Annotated in this window: 23 protein-coding genes and 1 other RNA gene; 5 read left to right on the top strand and 19 right to left on the bottom strand. The window is 45.4% G+C overall.

The window, feature by feature from the left end:
* Positions 1–81: 81 nt before the first annotated feature.
* Together AC58UX_RS17835 and AC58UX_RS17830 are read left to right on the top strand one after the other, a co-directional pair.
* Positions 82–1,179, top strand: coding sequence for a coiled-coil domain-containing protein (locus AC58UX_RS17835; protein ID WP_497255087.1), 1,098 nt, complete (start codon positions 82–84; stop codon positions 1,177–1,179).
* 39 nt (positions 1,180–1,218) lie between these two features.
* Positions 1,219–1,710 (top strand): hypothetical protein, encoded by a 492-nt coding sequence (locus tag AC58UX_RS17830; RefSeq protein WP_497255085.1) that lies wholly within the window; start codon positions 1,219–1,221, stop codon positions 1,708–1,710.
* Between the two features lie 42 nt (positions 1,711–1,752).
* On the opposite strand, the gene AC58UX_RS17825 is transcribed toward AC58UX_RS17830, so the two are convergent.
* Positions 1,753–3,084, bottom strand: coding sequence for a PhoH family protein (locus tag AC58UX_RS17825; protein WP_497255083.1), 1,332 nt, complete (start codon positions 3,082–3,084; stop codon positions 1,753–1,755).
* A gap of 113 nt (positions 3,085–3,197) precedes the next feature.
* Between AC58UX_RS17825 and AC58UX_RS17820 the strand changes: the two genes are divergently transcribed.
* Positions 3,198–3,746 (top strand): YhcN/YlaJ family sporulation lipoprotein, encoded by a 549-nt coding sequence (locus tag AC58UX_RS17820; protein WP_497255081.1) that lies wholly within the window; start codon positions 3,198–3,200, stop codon positions 3,744–3,746.
* 371 nt (positions 3,747–4,117) lie between these two features.
* Here the strand turns inward: AC58UX_RS17820 and AC58UX_RS17815 are convergent, their stop codons facing one another.
* From AC58UX_RS17815 to AC58UX_RS17795, 5 genes are all read right to left on the bottom strand, one after another.
* Positions 4,118–4,396: a hypothetical protein gene (locus AC58UX_RS17815; protein ID WP_497255079.1), complete on the bottom strand. Its 279-nt coding sequence runs from the start codon at positions 4,394–4,396 to the stop codon at positions 4,118–4,120.
* 1 nt (position 4,397) lies between these two features.
* Positions 4,398–4,847: a hypothetical protein gene (locus tag AC58UX_RS17810; RefSeq protein ID WP_497255077.1), complete on the bottom strand. Its 450-nt coding sequence runs from the start codon at positions 4,845–4,847 to the stop codon at positions 4,398–4,400.
* Between the two features lie 20 nt (positions 4,848–4,867).
* The gene (locus AC58UX_RS17805; protein WP_497255936.1) at positions 4,868–5,143 is read right to left on the bottom strand and encodes a YlaH-like family protein; all 276 of its coding nucleotides are present in this window, start codon (positions 5,141–5,143) and stop codon (positions 4,868–4,870) included.
* Between the two features lie 144 nt (positions 5,144–5,287).
* Positions 5,288–7,129, bottom strand: coding sequence for a translational GTPase TypA (gene typA, locus AC58UX_RS17800; protein ID WP_497255075.1), 1,842 nt, complete (start codon positions 7,127–7,129; stop codon positions 5,288–5,290).
* A 175-nt stretch (positions 7,130–7,304) separates the two neighbouring features.
* Entirely contained in the window at positions 7,305–7,811 is a 507-nt protein-coding gene (locus AC58UX_RS17795; RefSeq protein WP_497255073.1) for a LiaF transmembrane domain-containing protein, read from the bottom strand.
* A gap of 192 nt (positions 7,812–8,003) precedes the next feature.
* Here AC58UX_RS17795 and AC58UX_RS17790 point away from each other — a divergent pair, with 192 nt between their 5' ends.
* Complete coding sequence (locus tag AC58UX_RS17790; RefSeq protein WP_497255071.1) at positions 8,004–9,209, top strand: MFS transporter; 1,206 nt, start codon at positions 8,004–8,006, stop codon at positions 9,207–9,209.
* 22 nt (positions 9,210–9,231) lie between these two features.
* Here AC58UX_RS17790 and AC58UX_RS17785 read toward each other — a convergent pair whose 3' ends face one another.
* From AC58UX_RS17785 to AC58UX_RS17745, 9 genes are all read right to left on the bottom strand, one after another.
* Complete coding sequence (locus AC58UX_RS17785) at positions 9,232–9,912, bottom strand: TerC family protein (RefSeq protein ID WP_497255069.1); 681 nt, start codon at positions 9,910–9,912, stop codon at positions 9,232–9,234.
* Between the two features lie 71 nt (positions 9,913–9,983).
* The gene (gene thiI, locus AC58UX_RS17780) at positions 9,984–11,192 is read right to left on the bottom strand and encodes a tRNA uracil 4-sulfurtransferase ThiI (RefSeq protein ID WP_497255067.1); all 1,209 of its coding nucleotides are present in this window, start codon (positions 11,190–11,192) and stop codon (positions 9,984–9,986) included.
* Positions 11,189–12,367: a cysteine desulfurase family protein gene (locus AC58UX_RS17775; protein ID WP_497255065.1), complete on the bottom strand. Its 1,179-nt coding sequence runs from the start codon at positions 12,365–12,367 to the stop codon at positions 11,189–11,191. Before AC58UX_RS17775 ends, thiI begins: the two co-directional genes overlap by 4 nt.
* A gap of 138 nt (positions 12,368–12,505) precedes the next feature.
* Complete coding sequence (locus AC58UX_RS17770; RefSeq protein WP_497255063.1) at positions 12,506–13,231, bottom strand: lytic transglycosylase domain-containing protein; 726 nt, start codon at positions 13,229–13,231, stop codon at positions 12,506–12,508.
* 121 nt (positions 13,232–13,352) lie between these two features.
* Positions 13,353–14,645, bottom strand: coding sequence for a hemolysin family protein (locus AC58UX_RS17765; RefSeq protein WP_497255934.1), 1,293 nt, complete (start codon positions 14,643–14,645; stop codon positions 13,353–13,355).
* A 342-nt stretch (positions 14,646–14,987) separates the two neighbouring features.
* Complete coding sequence (locus tag AC58UX_RS17760; RefSeq protein WP_497255061.1) at positions 14,988–15,389, bottom strand: hypothetical protein; 402 nt, start codon at positions 15,387–15,389, stop codon at positions 14,988–14,990.
* Between the two features lie 22 nt (positions 15,390–15,411).
* The gene (locus AC58UX_RS17755) at positions 15,412–15,630 is read right to left on the bottom strand and encodes a DUF1540 domain-containing protein (protein WP_497255059.1); all 219 of its coding nucleotides are present in this window, start codon (positions 15,628–15,630) and stop codon (positions 15,412–15,414) included.
* A gap of 42 nt (positions 15,631–15,672) precedes the next feature.
* A complete protein-coding gene (locus AC58UX_RS17750) occupies positions 15,673–16,773 on the bottom strand; it encodes a glycoside hydrolase family 15 protein (RefSeq protein WP_497255057.1) in 1,101 nt (366 codons plus the stop codon).
* Positions 16,774–16,840: 67 nt separating this feature from the next.
* Positions 16,841–17,341 (bottom strand): YpuI family protein, encoded by a 501-nt coding sequence (locus AC58UX_RS17745; RefSeq protein WP_497255055.1) that lies wholly within the window; start codon positions 17,339–17,341, stop codon positions 16,841–16,843.
* Between the two features lie 134 nt (positions 17,342–17,475).
* On the opposite strand from AC58UX_RS17745, the gene AC58UX_RS17740 reads away from it, so the two are divergent.
* The gene (locus AC58UX_RS17740) at positions 17,476–19,398 is read left to right on the top strand and encodes a S8 family peptidase (RefSeq protein ID WP_497255053.1); all 1,923 of its coding nucleotides are present in this window, start codon (positions 17,476–17,478) and stop codon (positions 19,396–19,398) included.
* Positions 19,399–19,788: 390 nt separating this feature from the next.
* On the opposite strand, the gene rnpB is transcribed toward AC58UX_RS17740, so the two are convergent.
* The 4 genes from rnpB to AC58UX_RS17720 all read right to left on the bottom strand — a co-directional run bounded on the left by rnpB (position 19,789) and on the right by AC58UX_RS17720 (position 22,935).
* Positions 19,789–20,203, bottom strand: an RNA gene (gene rnpB, locus AC58UX_RS17735) — RNase P RNA component class A.
* Positions 20,204–20,251: 48 nt separating this feature from the next.
* Positions 20,252–21,361 carry a Nif3-like dinuclear metal center hexameric protein gene (locus AC58UX_RS17730; protein WP_497255051.1) on the bottom strand — a complete coding sequence of 370 codons (1,110 nt, stop codon included), beginning with the start codon at positions 21,359–21,361 and terminating at the stop codon, positions 20,252–20,254.
* The gene (locus AC58UX_RS17725; protein WP_497255049.1) at positions 21,337–22,101 is read right to left on the bottom strand and encodes a tRNA (adenine(22)-N(1))-methyltransferase; all 765 of its coding nucleotides are present in this window, start codon (positions 22,099–22,101) and stop codon (positions 21,337–21,339) included. Before AC58UX_RS17725 ends, AC58UX_RS17730 begins: the two co-directional genes overlap by 25 nt.
* 3 nt (positions 22,102–22,104) lie before the next feature.
* The gene (locus AC58UX_RS17720) at positions 22,105–22,935 is read right to left on the bottom strand and encodes a hypothetical protein (protein ID WP_497255047.1); all 831 of its coding nucleotides are present in this window, start codon (positions 22,933–22,935) and stop codon (positions 22,105–22,107) included.
* Positions 22,936–22,938: the final 3 nt, after the last annotated feature.

Below are 22,938 nucleotides of genomic sequence, written 5' to 3'. Positions count from 1 at the left end.
CCTTTCCCCAAAGGTAAGTATTTTTTTGTGCTTCATTTAATAGAAATATGATAATCTATTCATAGGGGGAGAATATCATCAATGAATGCGAAGAAACTCACAGCGCTGCTGTTAACCATTTTTTTACTAACACAACTCACATTGCCGTACGGAGGCGCTCTGGCTGAAGAAACGAAGACATCTCAGGATGAAGCCAAAGAACTGCTCCAAAAAGGACTTACAATTTTCGAGATCGATAAAGAGGTTGCTCGATTAAACGAACAAGATGCCAAAATCGGTGAGCAGATCAAGCTTAATGAACAAGATATCGAGAAGCAGAACGGCAATGTGGAAGCGACACGCAAGCATGCCGGAAAAGTGCTGCGAGCCTATTATACGGGTGATCGCGATTCGATCTGGATGCTGCTATTTGCAGCACACTCCTTCACGGATGTCTTGCGGATGTTTGAATACTTACAAATGATCGTCACAAACGACCAACGTTCCCTTACTAAATTCACGGATGCTTTTCAAAAGCTCAAAAAGCTGCAAGTAGATCTCGCCAATTCTCGGACTGAGCTGCAGAATACGAAAACGAAATTCCTAGAACAGCGTGAACGGCTCGTGAAGCTTCAAGAAGAGTTGGACAAACAATTGGCCGTCAGCGCCCAAGCGCAGGTCATTGCAGCCCAAATTAAAAGCCTGAACGATCAATGGAAGCAAGAAGGCCTACCTTTGGCGCGAGATTACTTAGATAATTTATCTATGGCTTTCCGGGAATTGCCGCAATTCCTAATGTCAGATAGCAAGTATATTAGCATCACTTCCAAAACGCCAGTGATCAATCTGACAGACGTAGATTTCAATACGTATCTTCATTCAAAGAGCGAGCTACTGAAAACGTTGAATTTCGAATTTAACGATGGGTCTATGGTCGCCACAGGCAAAAAAGGTGAATTGCAAATATCCATTCAAGGAAACTTCATCCTACTTACAAATGCAGAAAATTTGAATGAAGTTCGTTTCGTCGTTGATAATCTCGAATTTAACGGCTTTAAGCTGCCAGATACGACCATCGATGAGTTTACCAAGGAGTTCCAACTAGGCTTTGTTCCGAAAAAAGTAGCGAGCTACCTCGATGTGCTAAGTGTCGAGACGAAAAAGGGCGTCGCAGTTGTGAAACTCAAATTATCTCTGTAAACTAGTAGGGATAATTACATAAAGTGAGGACGAACAACGATGGAATTCAAAATTGGTCTTATGATGGATTTGCCAGATGGGAAAATTCCTGGCTTCTATGCTCAGATTGTCAAAGCACTTGCCGGCAAAGTCGAGTTATTCGATCGCGATAAAGAAATGCTGATTGTCAGTAATGAAGAGCAGCAGCGTGCTGCGCTTGATGTAATGGCCCATTTTAACATTGAGACTACGAACATGGAGCTTCGTTTACTTAACGACGAGGCCGAGTTGACGGATTTATTCAGTGATTACGGCTTTACTAGCCGCGCTGAACATCATTATTTGTACGATAAAATCGTCATTCCTTTCCGTTTTACAACGAACAGCCCAGCAGTCGAAGTAGATCAAGCCGCGCTCCAGGTCGAAGAGCACCTCATCGCCCAATACAAGGACGCCCAGAATCGCGACGTGTACATTGTGGATCGACAGCTAGAAGAACTGATGCACGGCATTGCCAAAGCCTATCGCTGCGGCATCGAGATCGTTCGTTAATCAGCAAAAAGCCCACATCGGCTGATGTGGGCTTTTCTCTTTTCACAGCAGATCGGCTGCCAATTGAGCCAGATGCGAGCGTTCGCCGCGCTCTAAAGTGATGTGTCCGCTTATGCCTTCTTGTTTAAAGCGCTCTACCACATACGTAAGCCCATTGCTGGATGCATCTAGGTACGGATGGTCGATTTGATCCGGATCGCCTAAGAGAACGATTTTACTGCCCTCACCAACACGAGATACGATCGTTTTCACTTCATGCTTCGAAAGGTTCTGCGCTTCATCAATAATGATAAATTGACCAGGAATGGACCGTCCACGAATATACGTTAACGCCTCTACTTGAATACTACCTAGACCGGCAAGTATTTTTTCAATATCACCTGGTTTTTTGGTATCAAACAAATATTCCAAATTATCATAGATCGGCTGCATCCAGGGACGCAGCTTTTCATCTTTTTCACCAGGCAGGTAACCAATATCCTTGCCCATCGGGACGACCGGACGAGCAATTAACAGTTTCTTATATTTACGATCATCCTCAATCTTCATTAGCCCCGCAGCCAACGTAAGCAGCGTTTTACCTGTACCCGCTTTCCCAGTTAGGGTGACGAGCGGGATATCGTCATTGAGCAGAAGCTCAAGAGCCATTCGCTGCTGCGCATTGCGCGCGGCAATCCCCCAGATGGGATCATTACTCATGTAAAGCGGCTCAAGCTTTTTGGCATCCGGTGAAACTTTGAGCAGTGCAGATTTAGAAGAACCTAGCTCATCGCGCAGGATGACGAATTCGTGAGGATGCAGCATGTAGCTCAAATTCAGTGCAGTAATGGTCAAGAAGCGATACGAGTAAAACTCATCAATAATTGATGGGTGAACGAACAATGTAATGTAGCCGGTGTACATATCGGTTTGAGCGACAATTCGATCGGTTAAATAATCCTGTGCTGGAATGCCCAGAACATCCGCCTTAATTCGGACCAGAGTATCTTTACTGACGATGATAACAGGTCTAGCGGCCTCACTATCTTGCTCTTCTAAATGATAGTTAAGCGCAACCGCGAGAATGCGATTGTCATTCGTTAATTCCGAAAACGTATCTTGCAGCTTCGCAAAGCTGCGGTGGTTAAGCTCCACTTTAATGCTGCCGCCATGCCCAAGTACAATCCCATCGGATAAATTCCCCTTGGCTCTCAATCCGTCTAGCAATCTCGAAACATGTCTGGCATTGCGACCGATTTCATCCGCATTTCGTTTCTTCGAATCGATTTCCTCCAACACCACGGCGGGTATGACCACTTCATTATCTTCAAATGCGAATAAAGCATTGGGATCCTGAAGCAGTACATTGGTATCTAACACGTAAATTTTTTTCATTGGTGTGTCCCCTCCCAGATTTGGCGTTAGATCATTGGTTATATTCATACATACAACCTAACCGTACAGGACAAACTAAACGCGAGATTCAAGGAAAGAAGGGAACGATTCTGGTGAGACTAATATACGTATGCGGACTGATTCTGATCCTCGCGGTAGGCTGCAGTCAAGCGCCGAAAAGTGGTGCCCCCTCTCAAAATACGAATAATAAACAAGTAAAAGTTCAACAAATTGCTCCGCAAAAGCTAGAAATTAAAGATTCTAAAGCAGTTGCAGCGCATTTGGAAAACCTAGCATTGGGTATCCCGCAGGTGGAGAGCGCACATTGCGTCGTCTTCGGCAATACAGCTGTGGTCGGCATTAACATTAAGAAGGAGCTTGATCGCGCCAGGGTTGGTACCGTGAAGTATTCGGTAGCCGAAGCACTTAAGAAGGATCCTTACGGCGTTAATGCGATCGTGACAGCTGACATGGATCTAGATCAACGCTTACGCAATATACGGGATAACATTCAAGCTGGAAGACCGATTCAAGGCTTTGCCGAACAGATGGCCGATATCGTAGGTCGCGTTATGCCGCAATTGCCCCGCGATATTCGCAATGATCAGGATATCGATAACGCCGGCCCGAATGGGACGAGCCCACAGGTTCCAGCCCGATAACTCGCCGAAGATGACAAAAAGCCTGTCTGCATACGCAGATCTAGGCTTTTTTATCGCATCAAAAACTTGGCCGAGTGAAATCATCGCGTCTCGGCTCTCACAAGCTTTCGCATATTCAGCTGTAATCATCATGTAGGCGCTATCTATCCATTGCATCGGTGGTGCAGCTGTTAGGTGTTCAGCCATATCATTCGCGCCTCCTACTAGGTGGTTGAAAACGCTCCTTACACTTACAGTATAGCATAGCGGGTGGCAAGCGTTCCACCATTATGTATCTATTTTCAAATCAACTCGGCACTCCTTTTGCCCAGATATACTTTAGTGTACGTTGATTTAGTAAAGTTATGTCCTTAATTCACAGCGTTAAATCGCTATTGATTATAGATGGGGTTCGAGTTAATATCGGTGAGCAGCTGCTCTGCATTCTCGCGATCAAAGCAATGCTTATGATATTCCCCTTCATGCTCATAGCCGATCCATATTTTCGTTGGATCCTCTACGGCTAGAACCTCAAGATTACTAACATGGTGATCTTCAACTAAAATAAGCGCGAAAAAATCCAAGGTCTCTTTAGCCGCTTCATCCTCTGGCCTGGCCTGTGACACAATATGCATCTGCAGCCAATTGAAAAAAGCATCCCCTAACTTCATCTCAGCGTCCATCCTCTCTTAGTAGAACAATGTCATAACCCGCTTCTAACCATTGCAACCATTGTTTCGTCCAAACAGGAATCCTGCCACCGCTCGTTTCCTCGCTTTCCTTCAACGATAACGTCAAAGCCATAACCATCGCCTTCGCCTCTTGTCGATTCAGCAAACGGTCCAGAAAGGCCTCTGCGCAGTGCGACAGATGAAAGGGCACACCATCAAACACAACATCCCCTTCGTCTGTTAAATCCAATTCTACGAGGTCTGATCCACACACATCTTCATCATCACTCAGCAGCAGACTTGATTTGAACATCGGAAGCAGACGAGGATGGAGATTCCCTGCCAATTGGCGGAAAGCTTCAAACTCGGCATCCGGCTGACAGCTCATGCGCTCTGCTCCAAGCACGAGCGGTGAATAGTTAAGGATCGGCGTCAACCAATATAGAGTCATCTGGCGTGCTCCTTACGCGATTAAGTCGGTCGCTTACCCGTTCTTTTCTCAATAAAGTAACGAATTCTTACGATTAACATGAGGGAAATCGCAACTGCTAAGCAAAGCACAATGGGCAGACCTGCAATTTGGAATATGAGCAGCATGTAAGAGCCAATTGCGAGTAACACATAAATAATCGCAGTTTTGAGCACAGGCAATTTGCGCGTACGAAACACTTTATTATACACATAAGACATGAAAACAAAGATTAATAGATAGGTGATAATCATGTGATCGGCGAACCATTCATTCAACGAACATACACTCCATTTCATTAATAATTTATTCAAATTTCATTAAAAGGGAAGTCATTCCTCATTATCCCTTAATTCAACAATAAAATAAAGGGAAATGCGGCTGAATAGCCGACATTTCCCTTTTTTCGAACATTTTGTGAATTAAGCGTTAGCTTCCGCCATTTTGCGGTTTTTCTCTGCACGCTCGCGCTCGCTCTTGTTCAAGATCTTTTTACGGATACGAACCGATTTCGGCGTGATTTCACAGTATTCATCATCATTCAAGTACTCAAGAGCTTGCTCCAAAGAGTATGAGCGAGGTGTTTTCATTTTAACTGTTTCTTCTTTGTTCGCGGAACGGATGTTGTTAACCGCTTTTTCTTTACAGATGTTAACGATGATATCATTATCACGTGTATGCTCACCAACAACCATACCTTCGTAAACTTCTGTTTGAGGATGCACGAACAAAATACCGCGATCTTCTACAGATAGAATTCCGTAAAGTGTAGATACGCCGGATTCACTGGAAACCAGTACGCCTTCGTGACGTCCGCCAACGCCTGCTCCTTGGTATGGACCATAGCTATCGAAAGCATGGTTCATAATTCCGTAGCCGCGTGTTAACGTCAAGAAGTTCGTTCTGTAACCGATCAAACCGCGTGCTGGGATTTTGAACTCAAGACGAACATTTCCGCTTCCGTTGTTAATCATGTTGACCATTTCTGCTTTACGTGAACCTAAGCTCTCCATAACGGAACCCATGCTATCTTCTGGAACGTCGATGATCAAATGCTCAATCGGCTCCATTTTTTGTCCGTCGATCTGACGAATGATAACTTCTGGTTTGGAAACTTGCAATTCGAAGCCTTCACGACGCATGTTTTCGATCAGAATTCCTAAGTGAAGCTCCCCGCGGCCTGATACAACGAATGCATCCGGGCTGTCTGTATCTTCAACGCGTAGGGAAACGTCGGTTTCAAGCTCTTTGTATAGACGCTCACGGATTTTACGGGAAGTAACCCATTTACCTTCACGACCTGCGAATGGCGAGTTGTTAACGATAAATGTCATTTGAAGCGTTGGCTCATCGATTTTCAAGACCGGCAATGCTTCTGGGTTCGCTGGATCAGCAACCGTTTCACCAATATTAATATCTTTGATACCTGCAATGGCAATGATGTCCCCTGCAGCCGCTTCTTCAATCTCAATACGCTTCAAACCACTGAAACCGAAAAGTTTTTCGATTCTAGCTTGTTTTTGTCCGCCTTCACGTGTCATAACAGCAACTGTTTGACCTTGACGAATTTTACCACGGTTCACACGGCCAACACCGATACGACCCAAGTACTCATTGTAATCCATCAACGTAACAAGGAATTGCAATGGTTGCTCAACATCTTCTGTAGGAGCTGGGATGTGTTGTACAACTGTTTCATAAATTGCTTCCATGTTGTCATCTTGTTTCTCTGGATCAAGGCTTGATGTACCTTGCAATGCGGAAGCATATACAACGTGGAAATCAAGTTGCTCATCAGTAGCGCCAAGCTCAATGAACAAGTCAAGAACTTCGTCAACAACTTCTTGTGGACGAGCGTTCGGACGGTCAATTTTGTTTACAACTACAACTGGAGAAAGATTGCTTTCAAGTGCTTTACGTAGAACGAATTTCGTTTGTGGCATTGTACCTTCGAAAGCATCAACAACCAACAATACGCCGTCTACCATTTTCATGATCCGTTCAACTTCGCCGCCGAAGTCAGCATGTCCTGGTGTATCTACAATGTTAATCAAGTAGTCTTTATAGTTAATCGCCGTATTTTTGGCAAGGATGGTAATACCGCGTTCTCTCTCTAGATCATTGGAGTCCATTGCTCTTTCTTGAATAGCTTCGTTATCGCGGAATGTTCCGGATTGTTGAAGCAATTTATCTACGAGTGTTGTTTTACCGTGGTCAACGTGAGCGATAATGGCAATATTGCGAATCTTGTCTCTTGCGTGCATGAATGTCAAACCCTCTCTACCCTATAATTTTCGTCTCTGTTCATAAAACAAGCGTCGGACATAAGCGCCGACGCTTGACATTTACCCTTAGTATACGCAGTTTCTCGACATTATGCAAGACAAAAGGCACACTTCACAAAACTTTTAACTGGAAAGAGGCAAGTAAGAGGCGAGTTCACCACAATCTTCGTTTACGGAAAATCATGGAAAGTCCAACAACCACAAGGATCAAAGCGATTACATAAATCCCTAATTTAAATAGAATCGTTAACCCAAATAGCGCCGCTGAAATGGTTCCCAACACGATGGAAGCGATCCAAATGCTGCGATCACTCCCCCGTTCAAACAAATGAAGCTCGTATAAACCTATCGCTATTCCTAAAATGAAACCTGGCCAAATATAGCTCATCGAACCCCAGCCGAATACGTTGCAAAAGAAAAACATGAGGGCATAAGTAGTCAATATCCCGCCAGGGACAAGCACACCAGCCGGTAATCTGCGATTGAAATACAGCATGTGTAAGAGCAATCCAGGCACTAGTAATAGAAGCGGCCAAAAAAAGGATAGAATGAGCTGGAAAACCCCTAATTTACCTAGCAGTAAAACAACTGCCAAGCCGATAAATACAATACCAATGGAGTAGCTATTTCTAGCGATACGAATCCCTCCTAATATGCTCATAGTTGTACGGGCGTAAATCTATGTAAAATCGACACCCTTCAACAAATATTTTATCTCACATGTGAGGAAATTGCTAGGTGTTTATCGTGATTCCCGGCTTGCGTTCAATTCCAGTTGTCGGGGTATACTATAGCACGCGCAGAACCTTTTGCCTTGGCATTTGGCCTTCTGTTGTTCTAATGGGGAGGTCTTATGGAACAAACATTAACAAATAGTAAGCAACACCGAAAACCGCTATGGACCAAAGCTTTTTTAATTACATCTCTGGCAAATTTACTTCTGTTTTTCAGCTTTCAAATGCTCATTCCCACGATTCCAACACATTTATCTCAATTAGGCGGAGACAATGTACAAGTTGGACTCGTCATTGGGATATTCACCATCTCTTCGCTCTTAACGCGCCCCTTCGCTGGCAGAGCCTTAGACTCACTTGGCAGGAAACATGTCCTCATTGTCGGCTTAGCCATATGCGCATTTACGATTGCCGGCTACTCCTATATTGCCGCAGTTACGCTTATTTTGGCCGCGCGCTTCGTTCATGGCATTGGTTGGGGATTATCAACGACCTCTCTCGGCACTGTCATCGCTGATATTATCCCGCCTGAGCGCCGCGGAGAGGGAATGGGGTACTACGGATTATCAAATACATTCGCAATGGCTGTAGGGCCGCTCACTGGACTTTGGGTCATGCAAGCGTTTGGCTTCTCTTATGTACTTTTGATATCAACGATACTTGCGATATTATCTCTGTTTAGCTCTGTGTTTATTTCCTATCCAAAGCCAATTCCACCTATTAAACCAGCACAAAAGCTTCGATTTGTGGACCGTTTATGGGAACGTTCTGCCCTTCTTCCATCGACGCTTTTACTATGCACCGCAATCTGTTACGGAGGCATCGTGACCTTTATTACCTTATACGGCGTCGAAGCTGGTATTCCCAATGTTGGCTTGTTTTTTCTATGTAACGCCAGCATGGTTCTGCTTGTTCGCCCCATTACCGGGGTGCTCTTTGATCGCAAAGGTCCCGAGTGGGTTCTTCTCCCAGGCGCGTTCTTCACGATCGCAGGGCTCTGGCTGCTCTCCTATGCGCATTCCAACCTTAGCTTAGCCATTGCCGCGCTGTGCTATGGCGTAGGCTTCGGCTCCATACAACCTGCCCTTCAGGCATGGACGATTGCTCGTTCCTCCCCTGAGCGACGCGGCGCGGCCAATGGCACCTTCTTCTCGGCCAATGACCTTGGCATTGGATTAGGAGCCATGGTGCTAGGCGCAATCGCCAACTGGAATGGCAGCTACGCCATCATGTACCGGTACTCAACGACCTTGATCATCATCTTCCTGCTGATTTACGGTTGGTCCTTCTGGGCACTCACGTTTGCAAAAAAAACAGCACACTGACTCAACGTCAGCGTGCTATTGGTCATTCATTCCGTGTCTTTAATGAAAATAATCGCACCCATTTGGCAATGCCGCCTGTTGCAATTACGACACCAGTGGTTATGACAGGAATCCAAACGTGCAAAAATTCATAATCATGCAGCAACCAATCGATCATCTTTTCATCTTTAACAAACATTTCCCCAGCTGTATAGCCAAGAATTCCCGCGCCAATATAAACTAGAATCGGATACTTCTGCAATAAATTCATCACAAGTGTGCTTCCCCAAATAATGATAGGAATACTCAGCCCGATCCCCAAAATAATGACTGTATTATTTCCGTTCCCTTTGGCCGCTATCGCCAAGACATTGTCCAAGCTCATAACGAAATCAGCGACGATAATCGTCCATATCGCTTTACCTAGCGTGGCGGCTTCCTTAATATTGGAGTGACCGTCTTCGTCCGTAAGCAGCTTGATGGCAATCCACAACAGTAAGATCGAGCCGCCTGCTTGAATAAAAGGAATCGTGAGCAAGCTCACTGCAACGAGCGTTAGAATTAAACGCAGTGCAATCGCCCCAAACGCCCCCCACCAGATGGCCAGCTTCCGCTGCTCTAGGGGGAGATTTTTGCTAGCTAGTGCGATTACAACCGCATTATCACCGCTCAGCACAATATTAATCAACATAATTTGCAGAAATAAAAAGAGCGCATCAACCATGCTTCACGACCTCCTGGCGAACATGGAGAGCAAGTGAATGGAAAGGTTGCGATCACTGCGGCAGCGTGGAGTTAGAATAAATGGGCGTTAGATTCCTGTTTCATTTGTCCATGTACGATTTCAATAGTTTCTGTTTCTAAGACCGCTTTTTCAATAAGCTCGTTCAGAAATGTCATGCTGCCTTCCAGCTTCTCCACCAATTGCAAGTTAGGATTCGTACTTGGGGATGGCGGGAGGAATAACGAACAGCAATCCTCATAGGGTAAGATCGAGATAGGAAATGTTCCTATCGATTCGGCAATACCAATAATCTCTTGCTTGTCCATCATCATCAACGGTTGTAAAAGCGGTAAAGTAACCACTCGCCCGATGGCATGAAGACTAGGGAGCGTTTGACTGGCAACTTGCCCTAAGCTCTCGCCTGTTACTAGGGCTGCAAGACCTTCCCGTTCTGCGATCCGCTCAGCAATTCGATACATCGCTCTTCGAATGAGCGTGACGAGCAAATTGTCCTTGTACTCACGGTGAATAGAGGTTTGAACCTCCGTGAAGGACACCATATGAAGCTTTAAAGAGTCGGTGTAGCCAGCCAACTGATGAGCAAGCTCCATCACTTTATCCTTCGCACGTTCACTGGTATAAGGGTAACTATGAAAATGAATCGCCTCCATCGTTAATCCTTTCCGCATCGCTAACCAGCCTGCAACAGGACTATCAATGCCGCCTGAGAGCATCAGCAGCGCTTTACCGCTCGTTCCAGAGGGAAATCCGCCAGCACCTGCAAAAACCTCGACATACAGAAGCACTTGCTCCTCCCGAATTTCTACACGCAGCTCAACCTCAGGCTTTCGAACATCGACTTGCAACCCAGGAATAGCTTGAAGCACATAGCCCCCAACCAAATAATTCATCTGCTGAGAGTCATGCGGAAATGCTTTATTGACCCTGCGAACAGTAACCTTAAAGGTCGCCGGTTGTTTCGGAAGCGACTGCATCACGCGCAGCGCCGTTTCTTGAATCGACTCCAGCTCTAACGGCGCATGATAGGCAGGGCTGAAAGAGGCAAGCCCAAATACTCGCTGCAAAGCAGCAGAGGCCTGTTCATAATCGGCACCCCCTAGCTCCACATATACGCGTCCAAATTCCGGAATATACCTGACATCAGGAAAAGAACTTAAAACTTTACGAATTTGTACCATAACACTTTGCTCAAAGCGCTTTCGATTTTTACCTTTTAGCATCATTTCGCCAAATCGCAAAATTAAACAATCCGGTTTCATTTTCGCTTCCCCCTTTGAATGACAGATGGGTTTCTCATGGGAGCAAGCTCCTTGACCACCTCTTGTAATTTCCGTAAAAACTGCTCGATTTCTTGTTCTTTATGCTCATCACCAAAGCTCACTCTTAGGCCGCTGACGGCCAAATCTCGCGAACACCCCATAGCCAGCATTACCTCACTCGGCTCTGACTCCCCGGACGTACAAGCTGATCTTGTGGAGATGTAGATCCCCTTTTGTTCCAGTGCATGCACGACGACCTCTGCTTTCATTCCTGCAAAAGCGAAATGCACGATATGTGGTGCCATCAACTCCGCCGCCTCAGAGCCTGTCATCATCAATTCAGGTATCTCCGCGATACCAGCCAGCAATTGCTTTCTAAGCGCATATTTATGTGCCATTTTCGCAGCTTGATTATCCATACTCTTGCGCAGTGCTTTCGCCATGCCGACGATTAAAGGGACGTTCTCTGTCCCTGATCGGACGCCGGCTTCTTGACCGCCTCCAGCAAGCAAAGGTTTAAGCTGAATGCCAGCTCTTCTATAAAGGAAGCCGACCCCTTTGGGCCCTCTGAATTTATGAGCAGAAGCGCTGCATAGATCGATTCCCCATGACTTTGGCAGCATTGGCAGTTTAGCAAGTCCTTGGACAGCGTCCACATGAAAAAATATTTTAGGATATCCGGCTAGGTATTCGCCAATTTCTTTAATTGGCTGAATGGTACCTACTTCATTATTTACATACATGATGCTTACAAGGATCGTATCTTCACATATCGCAGCTTGAAGATCCTCTAACCTTACACTGCCCGATTGTGTAACAGGTAAATATGTAACTCGAAAGCCTTCCAGCTCTAGTCCAGCGAATACTTCTTTAACAGATGCATGTTCGATTTGTGTGGTAATCAGATGCTTACCACGCTGTTGATAGCCGTAGGCTACGCCTTTAATGGCTAAGTTATTACTTTCCGTACCGCCAGATGTGCATATGATGTCACTAGGCAAAACATCGAGAGCCGAAGCGATGACGCCTTTCGCGCTCTGTAAAAGCTTTTCCGCTTCTACACCTAATCGATGTATAGAGGACGGATTCCCATAGTGAGATTTCATGACCTCAGCTATTGTGTCTATAACCTCATTATAAAGCGGCGTCGTAGCCGCGTAATCCATATATAACATGGTGATCTGATTCCCCTTCTTAACCATTCCCTTTTCCTATTAAAGCTTATAACCGCCGAGAACTCAAGTAAGCTGGCTACAAAGCGAAAAGCCGATCTCCGCATAACACATGCGAAAATCAGCCCATTGGTAAACGAATTATTGAGCAAAATTTTGACGATGACCGAGCACTTTTGAAACGTAAGCCTGTGTCTCTTTCGGCAAGAACTGAAGCCTTTTCGCCAGATCCTCATCCGTCTTGATGCCTAAGCGATCAACACGACCCGGTCCAGCATTATAAGCTGCAAGGGCTACCCCTTCGTTTCCGTTGTATTTCTTAAGCAAGCCGCTCAAAAATTGTGTCCCTGCATCTATGTTTTGTTTTGGATCAAATGGGTTTGTTACCCCATAGCCGCTGCTAGTCCCATCCATAAGCTGCATTAACCCTTTAGCACCAGCTGAAGACACTGCCTGATGGTTAAAGGATGATTCTTGCTGGATAACAGCTTTCACCAAGGAAGCGTCCACGCCGTATTTCCGGCTTGCTTGCCCAATCAGCCCTTCAAACTGTATTCCAGTGGGTGTTGCGTTAGAGATCGACTGCAGTGGTGTATAGGATTTATTCAAAGCGCCTAATGCGCTTGGTAGGTTGCTTAAGGATTGTTGTAATGTTGACATGTCCAGCGTGTCCGTCACGCTCTCCGTACTTACACCTTGTCCCATAAGTGAGTTTAGAAGTTCACTAAAGTCACTTGAGTCATCAGAAGCCCCGGCGGAAGCGTCATTCGAGAAAAGACTTAATTTGCTCAACGTCTGAAGCTGAAGCAGCTCCTTCAACACTCTTGGGTCTATTCCGTTCGTATTTGCATTCGTGATGCTGTTCATCGCCCAGACCTCGCTTTATCATCTTTGTTCAATGTATTTATTGTACACGGTTTGAGCCCTGACGACCATACTTTTTGTGGAAAAAGAAAAAAGACAGCCGTTAGACTGTCCCTCTTGCCTTTCAAGAAATATTCTGCTGCAGCATTTCATTATCATTCAATAATCGTCTCACTGTGACTCGTGAAATCCGCAAATGATCGGTTTCTTCAACGATGAACTTAAACTCATCATTATAGCTTACTTGTTGATTGCGGCTAGGGGGAATTTCGGTTTGGGAATAAATCCACCCTCCGATCGTATCATAATCATCCGATTCGATCTCAAGCCCGAAGTACTCGTTTACTTCGTCAATTAACAGCAAACCATCAATCGAGAACGTATTTTCGTCCTTCATTTCAATCGTTGGGCGCTCCTCGTCAAACTCGTCTTGGATTTCGCCAACGATCTCCTCCATAATGTCTTCCAGCGTTACTAAACCTGAAGTACCACCGTATTCATCAATAAGCAAAGCCATTTGGCTCTTGCGTTTTTGCATCATTTTAAGAAGATCACTAATATGAATGGAATCCGGCACCGTCGTGATGGGACGAATGATTTTCTTAATACCTTTCAGGTTAGCGTCTGGCTTCAATAAATCTTTGATGTGAACGAATCCAATGATGTTATCCTTATCAGGATCACACACCGGGTATCTCGTTCGCATCTCTTTGATGGCGATAGCTAAATTCTCAGCATAGGAAAGTCCTGCATATAAGCATTCCATTTCCGTACGCGGAATCATAATTTCACGTGCTGTCGTCTCTGCGAATCCGAATATATTATCAACAAGCGTGAGCTCTGTATTATCAATTAGTCCGTTTTTGTGACTTTCCTGCATCAGGACTCGAATTTCGTCCTCCGTATGTGCAGATTCGTGCTCCGTTGTAGGCTCAATCCCAGCGCGGCGAAGCATCCAGTTAGAAATCCCATTTAATATCCAAATGAACGGATACATCATTTTATAGAATAATACCATGGGCCCTGCAGATAACAAGGTGACTTGTTCTGCTTTACGAATCGCATACGTCTTAGGAAATTGTTCACCTAATGTAATATGAAGAGTAGTCATTAAAGAAAAAGCAATAATAAATGTGATCGTGTGAAAAACACTGTCTGGCAATCCTAGTGGAGCGAATAAAGGTTCTAAAATTCTGGCAAACGTCGGTTCACCTACATAACCTAGTCCTAATGAGGTAAGCGTAATTCCTAATTGACAAGCTCCCAAGTAAGCATCGAGATTATTCATGATCCCTTGTGCAAACTTCGCGTTTCGGCGACCTTCACCGACAAGCGATTCAATTCGACTTCCTCGTACTTTCACCATGGCAAATTCTGCTGCGACAAAAAAACCGTTTAACAACACTAGTCCAAACATTAACAGAAAACTGATTAACGTTTCGGGCAAAGGATCTTCCAATACCTTACCTATCCCCTAACAAGTGCAAAAGCCGCACCCAGGAGAGTAGGTACACCTCCCTTAATTTTCGATTTTAATTTTTTTAAAATATCACTACTCATTATATAATAATACTGTAATCATTCAAAGGTGCGAATATGACACTTGAAGCCAAATAGTACGAGCAAATGGGCGTAAACACATTAAAATGAGCCTTAATTGCGCTATTACACATGAATAATAGCTTTCTTGGGCTCTTTTTCACGTTTTTTTCAGAAAAAATAAAAAACAAGCCGATTTCTCGGCTTGCCTGTTAAAGATTTAAGAAAAATAAGGAACCAATAAAAAATAGGCAGATACGGCAATAAATCCTAATGCAACGGACCAAGAGCCTATGCTCTTATTACCCATTACAAAAGCAATAACACCTAGAATAATGCCCGAAATCCCAAGTAATACAGGCCAGACAAAAAGGGATGCCAACGCAACGAACAGTGCGACATATCCCACTGCTTTATTGCGAGTAACGGCTTCTACAAGCTCAGCGACATCCTCATCAGAAACGGTCGAGGTCGACTCATTTCCGCGATTTATCCTAGCCTGAGGTACAGCAATCTCTGCTGCATATTCTTCCCCAGCATGAAGTCCGCTTTCGATGCGAAGCTGACTCTTCTGATATCTCTCCTTGGTGGCATTGTCTAAAGATCGTTCCTCTTTATTCATGCTGCCTCCGCGTTACACATACCTAATGTTTGGTCGCAGCTTTAAACGTGTGGCAACACGTATTTGCTGCTTTCGTTGCACTATCATGATGAGTGGTATCAAACGATTCCTCTGAAGCAAATTCTTCATTGTAGCTGGCATTCGCGTGCTGATCAATTTCAATCATGATCGTGTCTGCATGACAGTTGTTTCCCTGTGTCCAAAACTCACAATTGGATACTGCGCATTTGACTGCTGGCATCATCATCACCCCCAGTAACAATTTGCCCGTGTTAGGAGTGATCTATCCTTTTTGGAGTCTGTCAGATAAGACCAAGAACATCGCATGTGACCACAACAGCGGAAGGGCAGGATCCCCATGTTTGGCAATCCATTCGGCATGCACAGATGGCTCGCGGAGGTTGTCAGCGACTTGCTCCGGGAACCTTCCAAGCGCATCAGCCTTGCTCGCAATCCATTCTAAACAACGCTGCGCCTCATCCCTATTCCCCAGTTCGAACTGAAGCCATCCATACCAAGATGTCAACAGAAGCCATTCACCGCCGCCATAGTAACGATCTTCTATGTAGCGTTGTATTCCTTCATGTTTAAGATCAGCCTCGATAGCTTGTACGGTTTGGAGCATGATCGGATCACTAGGCTCAACTACGCCAAATGGTAAAGCGAGCCATAGCAAGCTGGCATCAACGCCGCTGAGCGCAGGCTGCCAAATTTCATTCACGCAATGAATGGATTTCACAAACCGTCCTTCATGAACAGCATGGGTATGTATAAAATGATGAATAAGTTCTGCTTTTTCAATGAGCTCATGCCGTGATTCTAGCTCACCAAGCGCTTTAAGTCCCCCGTATAAACAGGCTAATGTTGCTGGATGAACAAAATCTGGAAACTCTTCCCAGCAATCAAAATTCGGATAGTGCCAGAAAGCCATCACATAGTCCACGGTCATCTCAATACTCTCTCTAAACTCTTCCAAGAGCGCTTTATTTCCAGTCAGCCTAATATGTTCCACAAGCCCCCATAACCAAGCCCCGTAACCATCCAGCTGAAAATGACCCCACTCTGAATTGTCGTCTCGCCCATCCAAATGATACCGCGTGCCAAAAAACTCGGAACGATCAATCCATTCTCTATTCTCATGTTTTCGAAGCAGCTCTGTGAGCCGCGGACGCTTGCCTTTCAATACGCGATGTACCCAACGGTAAAATTGTTCAGCACTCCCTATTTCCCCCACGCGATCCATCGCATTCGCAATAAACGTCCCATCACGCAGCCAACTATAGGAATATGGCGAAAAAAGAGGAGAAGCTACATAACCCCCGCTAGGATGTTGATTCAGCTTAATTATTTGCTTACTGATGTTGACTAGTTGTTGCAGCTCCATTCATATTCTCCTCCTTTTTATGGAAAAAGGGATGCGTTTGGTCGCATCCCTTTGTTTTTAATTACTATTAAACTTTTTCACCTTGCATACGGCGTTGAGTGATGTAATCTGTTTCGTAATAAGCAAGATCTTCTCTAATTTCTTCAAATACTTTTGACAATTCAATTGTTAAGTCACGCACTTCACGTGAAGGCTTTTTGCGGAAACGAATAGCATCTTGTCCTGTGTAAGCGTAGCGACCGTCTTCGGAATAGCACTCATTCTTAGGATAGAAGAAGGTATTAACACATGTATGATATACCTCATAGAGCACTTTTTCCGAAAAATCAACATTAAAAGTAGGACGTCTCAAGCTAACGCCCAGTTTCTCATAAGCCACTTCACAAAACACTAGAAGATGACGAGTGTCTTGCAGGTACCCGCGGTAAAATTCATCCATTGCCGGATCATTTTCCACATTTAACTGTGAGAGCGAATGTTGATTAAGAAACAGTTCCATTTTGGCCGTCGTTTCTTTGAGCTTAGTACGCGTTGAGTCACAAATATTTTTCACATTAAAAACAGCCATGTAAGAAGACCTCCTATAATTGCGCTACTTCTATCCTACCATAAATGTTCCCGAAGTGGTATATGTAAAACACCAGATGGTATGCATAAAACATTCCCGCTCGCCTAACCCTATGAAAAAAGGAGGGCTTGATCATGTGGCGTTACCTCACTACCATCACCCTAGCATTAGGATTAGGGATTGTTCTCTTTCCTCATCTGCCCAATCACCATCGCACAAAACCTGGACCCGAGGTCTATAGTGCCAAATATGAAACAACCTCTAAACTGTCCTTGTTAGAGCAGGATGTAAAGCTTACAGATGAACTATGCAGAGATCAATGCGCCCTCGATTATAAGACCATGCTAGGTCAAATTCAAGGCGGAGAGCCGGTAACGAATGTGCTTACTAATATGAGAGCTCACCACGAGAAAATGGAGATGCTCGTTTGGTCCAAGCGCGGTCAATCTTGGGAGCAAGGCATCAAATCAGGAGACCTCCCCTCCTCTTACAAAGACCAAGCGGCGGCTTACTTGAAAGAAGCGAAAGCTGCTGCCGACGGGGGTAAGCATTATCAATCACCTAAATTTGGGGCTGGACGTCAGGTATATTTCATCCAGGGTACCCCCTCAACGAATGGAGACGATTCACTAGTCGGCGTTATCCATCAAGATGTTCTTGCGCAAGTGACGGATCACCAGATGAAAAATTTGAGACTTGAACCTTATCCAAACGAAAATCGTTGGAAAGTTAAAGCTGTCGAGACCAATACACTAAAAGAAAAAATCGTGGATCATCCTGAAGACAATCAAGGCACAAGCCATTATCAGCAAAATGAAGTTGTCGTCCGCTTCAAAACAGATCCAACCGAAGCTCAGCTGGGTCAGATCAAGTCTGAGATCAAAGCGATTTCAGCTCAAAAGCTAGGGTATACGTATGTTTTCCGTGTGGAAGGTATGGATGCCAAAGCACTAATCGCCTATTTCGGCAAATGGAATGTCGCTTACGTTGAACCCCATTTCCTATATATGACAAATGATTACTATGATGATCAAGAGCGTGAGGATTCAAACCCGTCTAGCACCAATTCAAACACTGATCAAACGCCAGTTACTGCGAATTTTATGCCTAATGACAATTTATATCAAAGATACCAGTGGAATTTGCCGCTAATTGAAACGGTCCAAGGCTGGCAATTAAACCGCGGAGCTAAAGATGTGATTGTAGCAGTTGTAGATACGGGCGTGGATTTGAAGCATCCTGATTTACAAGGTCAGCTGTTACCTGGCTACAATGTCATTAGCGGCAATGAGAATCCCCAAGATGATGTTGGGCATGGTACACATGTTACAGGCGTCATTTCAGCCCTTGTGAACAATAATCTAGGCGTAGCGGGGATGACTTGGTTTAATAAAGTACTTCCTGTTAAAGTGTTGGATCAGACCGGTGCGGGCAGCACCTATTCCGTTGCTCAGGGAATTATTTGGGCAACAGACCACGGGGCAAAAGTGATGAACCTAAGTCTCGGTAATTATGCCGATTCAGGTTTTCTCCATGATGCTATTCAGTATGCCTATGATAAAGACGTCGCGCTTATCGCGGCAAGCGGGAACGATAATACGGAGCAGCCCGGATTTCCAGCGGCTTATCCAGAAGTATTTGCAGTAGCTGCCAGTGACTCGCATAACGAGAAAGCGCCATTCTCGAATTACGGCGACTATATTGATGTCACTGCACCTGGTGTCACAATTGCCAGTACGTACCCGAATAACCAATATGCTGCCTTGTCCGGCACTTCGATGGCAAGTCCGCATGTCACAGCCTTAGCGGCATTGATTCGATCCGCTAACCCTAATTTGAAAAATACGGACGTCTATGAAATTATGCGTCAATCTGCCCAAGATCTAGGCGACAAAGGTCATGACAAGTACTTTGGCTATGGGTTGATCGATGTCGTCAAAGCGATCGAGATGGCGAAGCAAGATACGTCTCCTCTATCTTATTGGCCACAGGAGTTAGCGCGTCAGCTGCATTTGGTACCGAAGAAGTATGCGGGTAGTTTGGGGTTGGAGAGGTAAAATAAACGGTTACGTCGTACTACAAGGACTAAATTCTAATAAAATCCGCTCCAGCCTGTGGCTGGGGCGGATTTTCGCTTTTTGAGGCGCACAGCTCTTTTACTGTCCATACTTCTCCATCTGAGAAATGCAATATAGCACGTTTTTCTATCGAAAAATCGATTTTAGCTAAAGTTGATGCAAATAGGCATCAATTGCTGTATTTTCAGCTCTGTTTAAACAATTTCGAGCCAAAAAGATGCCTTTTTGCATTTATTTAAAACGAAGAAGAGATTTCCCCCTGAAAAGGATGCTCTTTTGCATTTTTGCCTCGTGGATGTATGGGATTCTACAAAATAATTGTACAAATGAAATACCCGCATAGCCGAAGCCATGCGGGTAACCGACAGTATGGAAAGTTTGCCGTAAGCCGGGTTCTGTACTTCCAGTGGTCATAATGGGCGTCTGCTCCCCTGCCACTATTGAAGCGACAATCATCTATCTAGGCCGTGCATTGCTGCACAGCTCAAGCGACCAACCCGAACGCGTCTCAGGCGAAGACTGCTGCCTCGAAAGCAGCTTGCGTTCCACTAGGTCTTGCTCCAAGTGGGGTTTACCAGGATCTATGTCACCATAGAACCTCGTGGTCTCTTACACCACGGTTCCACCCTTGCCTGTGCTATATTTCAAGCCATCGGCGGTCCATTTCTGTGGCCCTATCCTTCAACTCGCGTTGACTGGACGTTATCCAGCACCCTGCCTTATGGAGCCCGGACTTTCCTCTCGCTATGGCTTACCCATAGCCAGCGATTGTCTGTCAAACTTCCCTTTGCATAGGCTAGTATACTAGGAATGCCTTCGAATTACAACATACCTACACAAATTGGAATGGTTCTGTATGAATTGCGGACGGGATGACCTGCGTATCCGTCTTCGCGAGCTGCGCGGCTAAATAATCTGCTACGCCGCGCTTCATGACCTTCTCGACGTTGTGCCCAACGTCGAGAAGAGCCAACCCCGCCGCGAGCGCATCGTGCGCGGTGTGGTAGTCAATGTCGCCGGTGACGAGCACATCGGCGCCAGCAAACATGGCGTGCCGCATGTAGCGGCCGCCAGAGCCCCCCAGCACGGCCACCTTGCGGATGGGCCGTGAGAGATCGCCGACGACGCGCACCGTCGGCACGTCGAACACAGCCTTCGCGTGCTCCGTTAGCTCGCGAAGCGTCATAGCCGCGGGCAGCTTGCCCACGCGGCCCAAACCGAACACTCTACCCTTGAGGTCCATCGGGTAGAGGTCATAGGCCACCTCCTCGTAGGGGTGGGCCTTCAACATCGCTGTAACCGCCTTACGCTGCACGCTGGCGGTTACGATCGTTTCCACTCGTACCTCTTGTACGCGCTCCAACTTACCGACTGCCCCGATAAACGGAGTCGCCCCTTCCTTCGGCAGGAACGTCCCCGTCCCGGGGATGTTGAAGCTGCAAGAGCTGTACTGCCCGATGCCGCCTGCTCCGGCTTTAAACAGGGCATCCAGCACCGCTTGATGATGCGTCTCTGGTACGAAGACTACGAGCTTCTGAAGCTTCTCCGTATGCACATCTTCAAGGTGTGTCATATCTGTTAAGCCAAGCTGCTCCGACAACAGATCATTTACGCCGCCTTCTGCCACATCTAGATTCGTATGAGCAATGTACACAGCGATGTCATTTTTTATTAATTTTTCATATAGACGCCCTGCTGGCGACTCTGTCTGCAGATGAGCTAGCGGTCTGAAAATAATCGCATGATGCGCAATAATTAGGTTGGCACCAACTTCGATTGCTTCGTCCACAACGGCGTCCGTCACATCAAGAGCAACAAGCACCTTCGTAATTTCTTTCTGGAGTGTACCGAGCTGCAAGCCAATTTTATCATCAGCCATCGCATAATGCTTAGGAGCCAGCTGTTCAAAAAGCTGGATTACGGTTTGACCTTTTGCAAGCACGCCAGTACCTCCTTTATTTCATGCATTTCTTGGCTAACCTGCTCCACTTTCGCTATGGAAGCTTCAGCCGTTGATAGCTTTAGTTGATTAACGATCATCGCAAGCTTTTTCAGCTCGCTTTCCCATTTCACAAACCAAACCTCAGGTGCTTCCTGCATCAAAAAAGGTCCCATCTGTTGCAAACGTTCCTTCGACACTGTAAAACCGCCTGGAAGCGTACGCGCCTCATAAAGCGCTTCTAAAGCCGCATACTCTTCTTTGTCAGCAATAACCGCAGTTAAAATCTCGTAAATCTTGCCATCTTCCTCGAGAATAGCTTCGGATTCCAATTTCCAACCATTAGCGAGCAACCAACGCCGCACATGATCCTCACCGACATTCGGCTGCAAAATCAAATGCTGAACGCCAGGAAGCTTTGATTTTCCAGCCTCCAAAATGCTCGCCATCAAGCTGCCGCCCATGCCAGCAATCGTGATGACATTAACTTCTCCGGGCTCGATAACGGCAAGACCATCTCCGGATCTTACTTGAATGATTTTAGATAGACCGCTTTCGAGCACTTGCCTTTGCGCCGCTTCGAAAGGGCCTGGATTTACTTCTCCAGCCACTGCAGCCACTAGGATACCCTGCTGTGCCAAATACGTCGGCAGCAAAGCATGGTCGGAGCCTATATCTGCTACTCGAGAACCTACTGGTACACGGTCAGCAATCATTTGAAGTCTTTTCGATAATTTAACCATCTGCTACATTACCCACTCTACCCATTTTTTTCGCAGCAAAAATAATGCCGCGCCTACTGAAACTAATTTAGCTGTAAACGAAATTTGAATAAGTCGCGAGCTCATATCGACATCAATAAGAAAGGTCATGGTCTCAGGAATAAACCAAACCAGGCCTCCTACTAGCATGAGCACGCTAGCCGCTTGTTTATTCGTGTGATGTGCAAGCCATGCCATCCAAATGAGGACAACACTCACAGGAACCCAGCTTAATTCAAGTGAAATCCAGGAAGGTTGATCTAATTTTTGTACTAATAACCAACTATAAGTCCCTACTAGACCTAACCATCCACAGATTTGGAAAATAGCCATTCGTCCAATCAAACCATTAAGTAACCATATACAACTACAAAACGCTAAATATCCTATATACGAGGTTGAGGCATGAATACCCGATAAATTCATCATGTGCAAGCCTAAAAGCAGCATCGCAACCGAAGCTAAGCCGCACAAGACGTACGTAACGACAGGTGTTCGACTAAATTGTCTATATGCTACGGCATAACAAACGATGACAAAAATCGAGGAAATACCAATTTGCATTGGCAATCCAAAAGAGTTAAAATTAAGAGCAGATAAGGCAAGAGCGGCAATAACCGCCAAAGCAGCCATCCATATTTTCCAGTTACTGTTTGTTACTGCCGTTGCTGAAACACCCAGTAGCGAAGCTGGTTTAGGTGTCATATCATCCACATACAAATTCATTAGAAAATCGCAATAATGCTCGGGCAGCAATTTGCTCCGGCGCCAATGATCGATTTCTCTTACTATCACTTTTCTTCTCTCAGCATCCATGTA

The sequence above is a fragment of the Paenibacillus sp. J22P90 genome (assembly GCF_059692195.1).
This window is presented reverse-complemented; position numbering and strand designations above follow the sequence as displayed.

Excerpts from the sequence above, each read along its gene's own strand:
- AC58UX_RS17835 (WP_497255087.1), top strand. The coding sequence starts at position 82 with ATGAATGCGAAGAAACTCACAGCGCTGCTGTTAACCATTTTTTTACTA.
- AC58UX_RS17830 (WP_497255085.1), top strand. The coding sequence starts at position 1,219 with ATGGAATTCAAAATTGGTCTTATGATGGATTTGCCAGATGGGAAAATT.
- AC58UX_RS17825 (WP_497255083.1), bottom strand. The coding sequence starts at position 3,084 with ATGAAAAAAATTTACGTGTTAGATACCAATGTACTGCTTCAGGATCCC.
- AC58UX_RS17815 (WP_497255079.1), bottom strand. The coding sequence starts at position 4,396 with ATGAAGTTAGGGGATGCTTTTTTCAATTGGCTGCAGATGCATATTGTG.
- AC58UX_RS17810 (WP_497255077.1), bottom strand. The coding sequence starts at position 4,847 with ATGACTCTATATTGGTTGACGCCGATCCTTAACTATTCACCGCTCGTG.
- typA (WP_497255075.1), bottom strand. The coding sequence starts at position 7,129 with ATGCACGCAAGAGACAAGATTCGCAATATTGCCATTATCGCTCACGTT.
- AC58UX_RS17795 (WP_497255073.1), bottom strand. The coding sequence starts at position 7,811 with ATGAGCATATTAGGAGGGATTCGTATCGCTAGAAATAGCTACTCCATT.
- AC58UX_RS17790 (WP_497255071.1), top strand. The coding sequence starts at position 8,004 with ATGGAACAAACATTAACAAATAGTAAGCAACACCGAAAACCGCTATGG.
- AC58UX_RS17785 (WP_497255069.1), bottom strand. The coding sequence starts at position 9,912 with ATGGTTGATGCGCTCTTTTTATTTCTGCAAATTATGTTGATTAATATT.
- thiI (WP_497255067.1), bottom strand. The coding sequence starts at position 11,192 with ATGAAACCGGATTGTTTAATTTTGCGATTTGGCGAAATGATGCTAAAA.
- AC58UX_RS17775 (WP_497255065.1), bottom strand. The coding sequence starts at position 12,367 with ATGTTATATATGGATTACGCGGCTACGACGCCGCTTTATAATGAGGTT.
- AC58UX_RS17770 (WP_497255063.1), bottom strand. The coding sequence starts at position 13,231 with ATGAACAGCATCACGAATGCAAATACGAACGGAATAGACCCAAGAGTG.
- AC58UX_RS17765 (WP_497255934.1), bottom strand. The coding sequence starts at position 14,645 with ATGTTTGGACTAGTGTTGTTAAACGGTTTTTTTGTCGCAGCAGAATTT.
- AC58UX_RS17760 (WP_497255061.1), bottom strand. The coding sequence starts at position 15,389 with ATGAATAAAGAGGAACGATCTTTAGACAATGCCACCAAGGAGAGATAT.
- AC58UX_RS17755 (WP_497255059.1), bottom strand. The coding sequence starts at position 15,630 with ATGCCAGCAGTCAAATGCGCAGTATCCAATTGTGAGTTTTGGACACAG.
- AC58UX_RS17750 (WP_497255057.1), bottom strand. The coding sequence starts at position 16,773 with ATGGAGCTGCAACAACTAGTCAACATCAGTAAGCAAATAATTAAGCTG.
- AC58UX_RS17745 (WP_497255055.1), bottom strand. The coding sequence starts at position 17,341 with ATGGCTGTTTTTAATGTGAAAAATATTTGTGACTCAACGCGTACTAAG.
- AC58UX_RS17740 (WP_497255053.1), top strand. The coding sequence starts at position 17,476 with ATGTGGCGTTACCTCACTACCATCACCCTAGCATTAGGATTAGGGATT.
- AC58UX_RS17725 (WP_497255049.1), bottom strand. The coding sequence starts at position 22,101 with ATGGTTAAATTATCGAAAAGACTTCAAATGATTGCTGACCGTGTACCA.
- AC58UX_RS17720 (WP_497255047.1), bottom strand. The coding sequence starts at position 22,935 with ATGGATGCTGAGAGAAGAAAAGTGATAGTAAGAGAAATCGATCATTGG.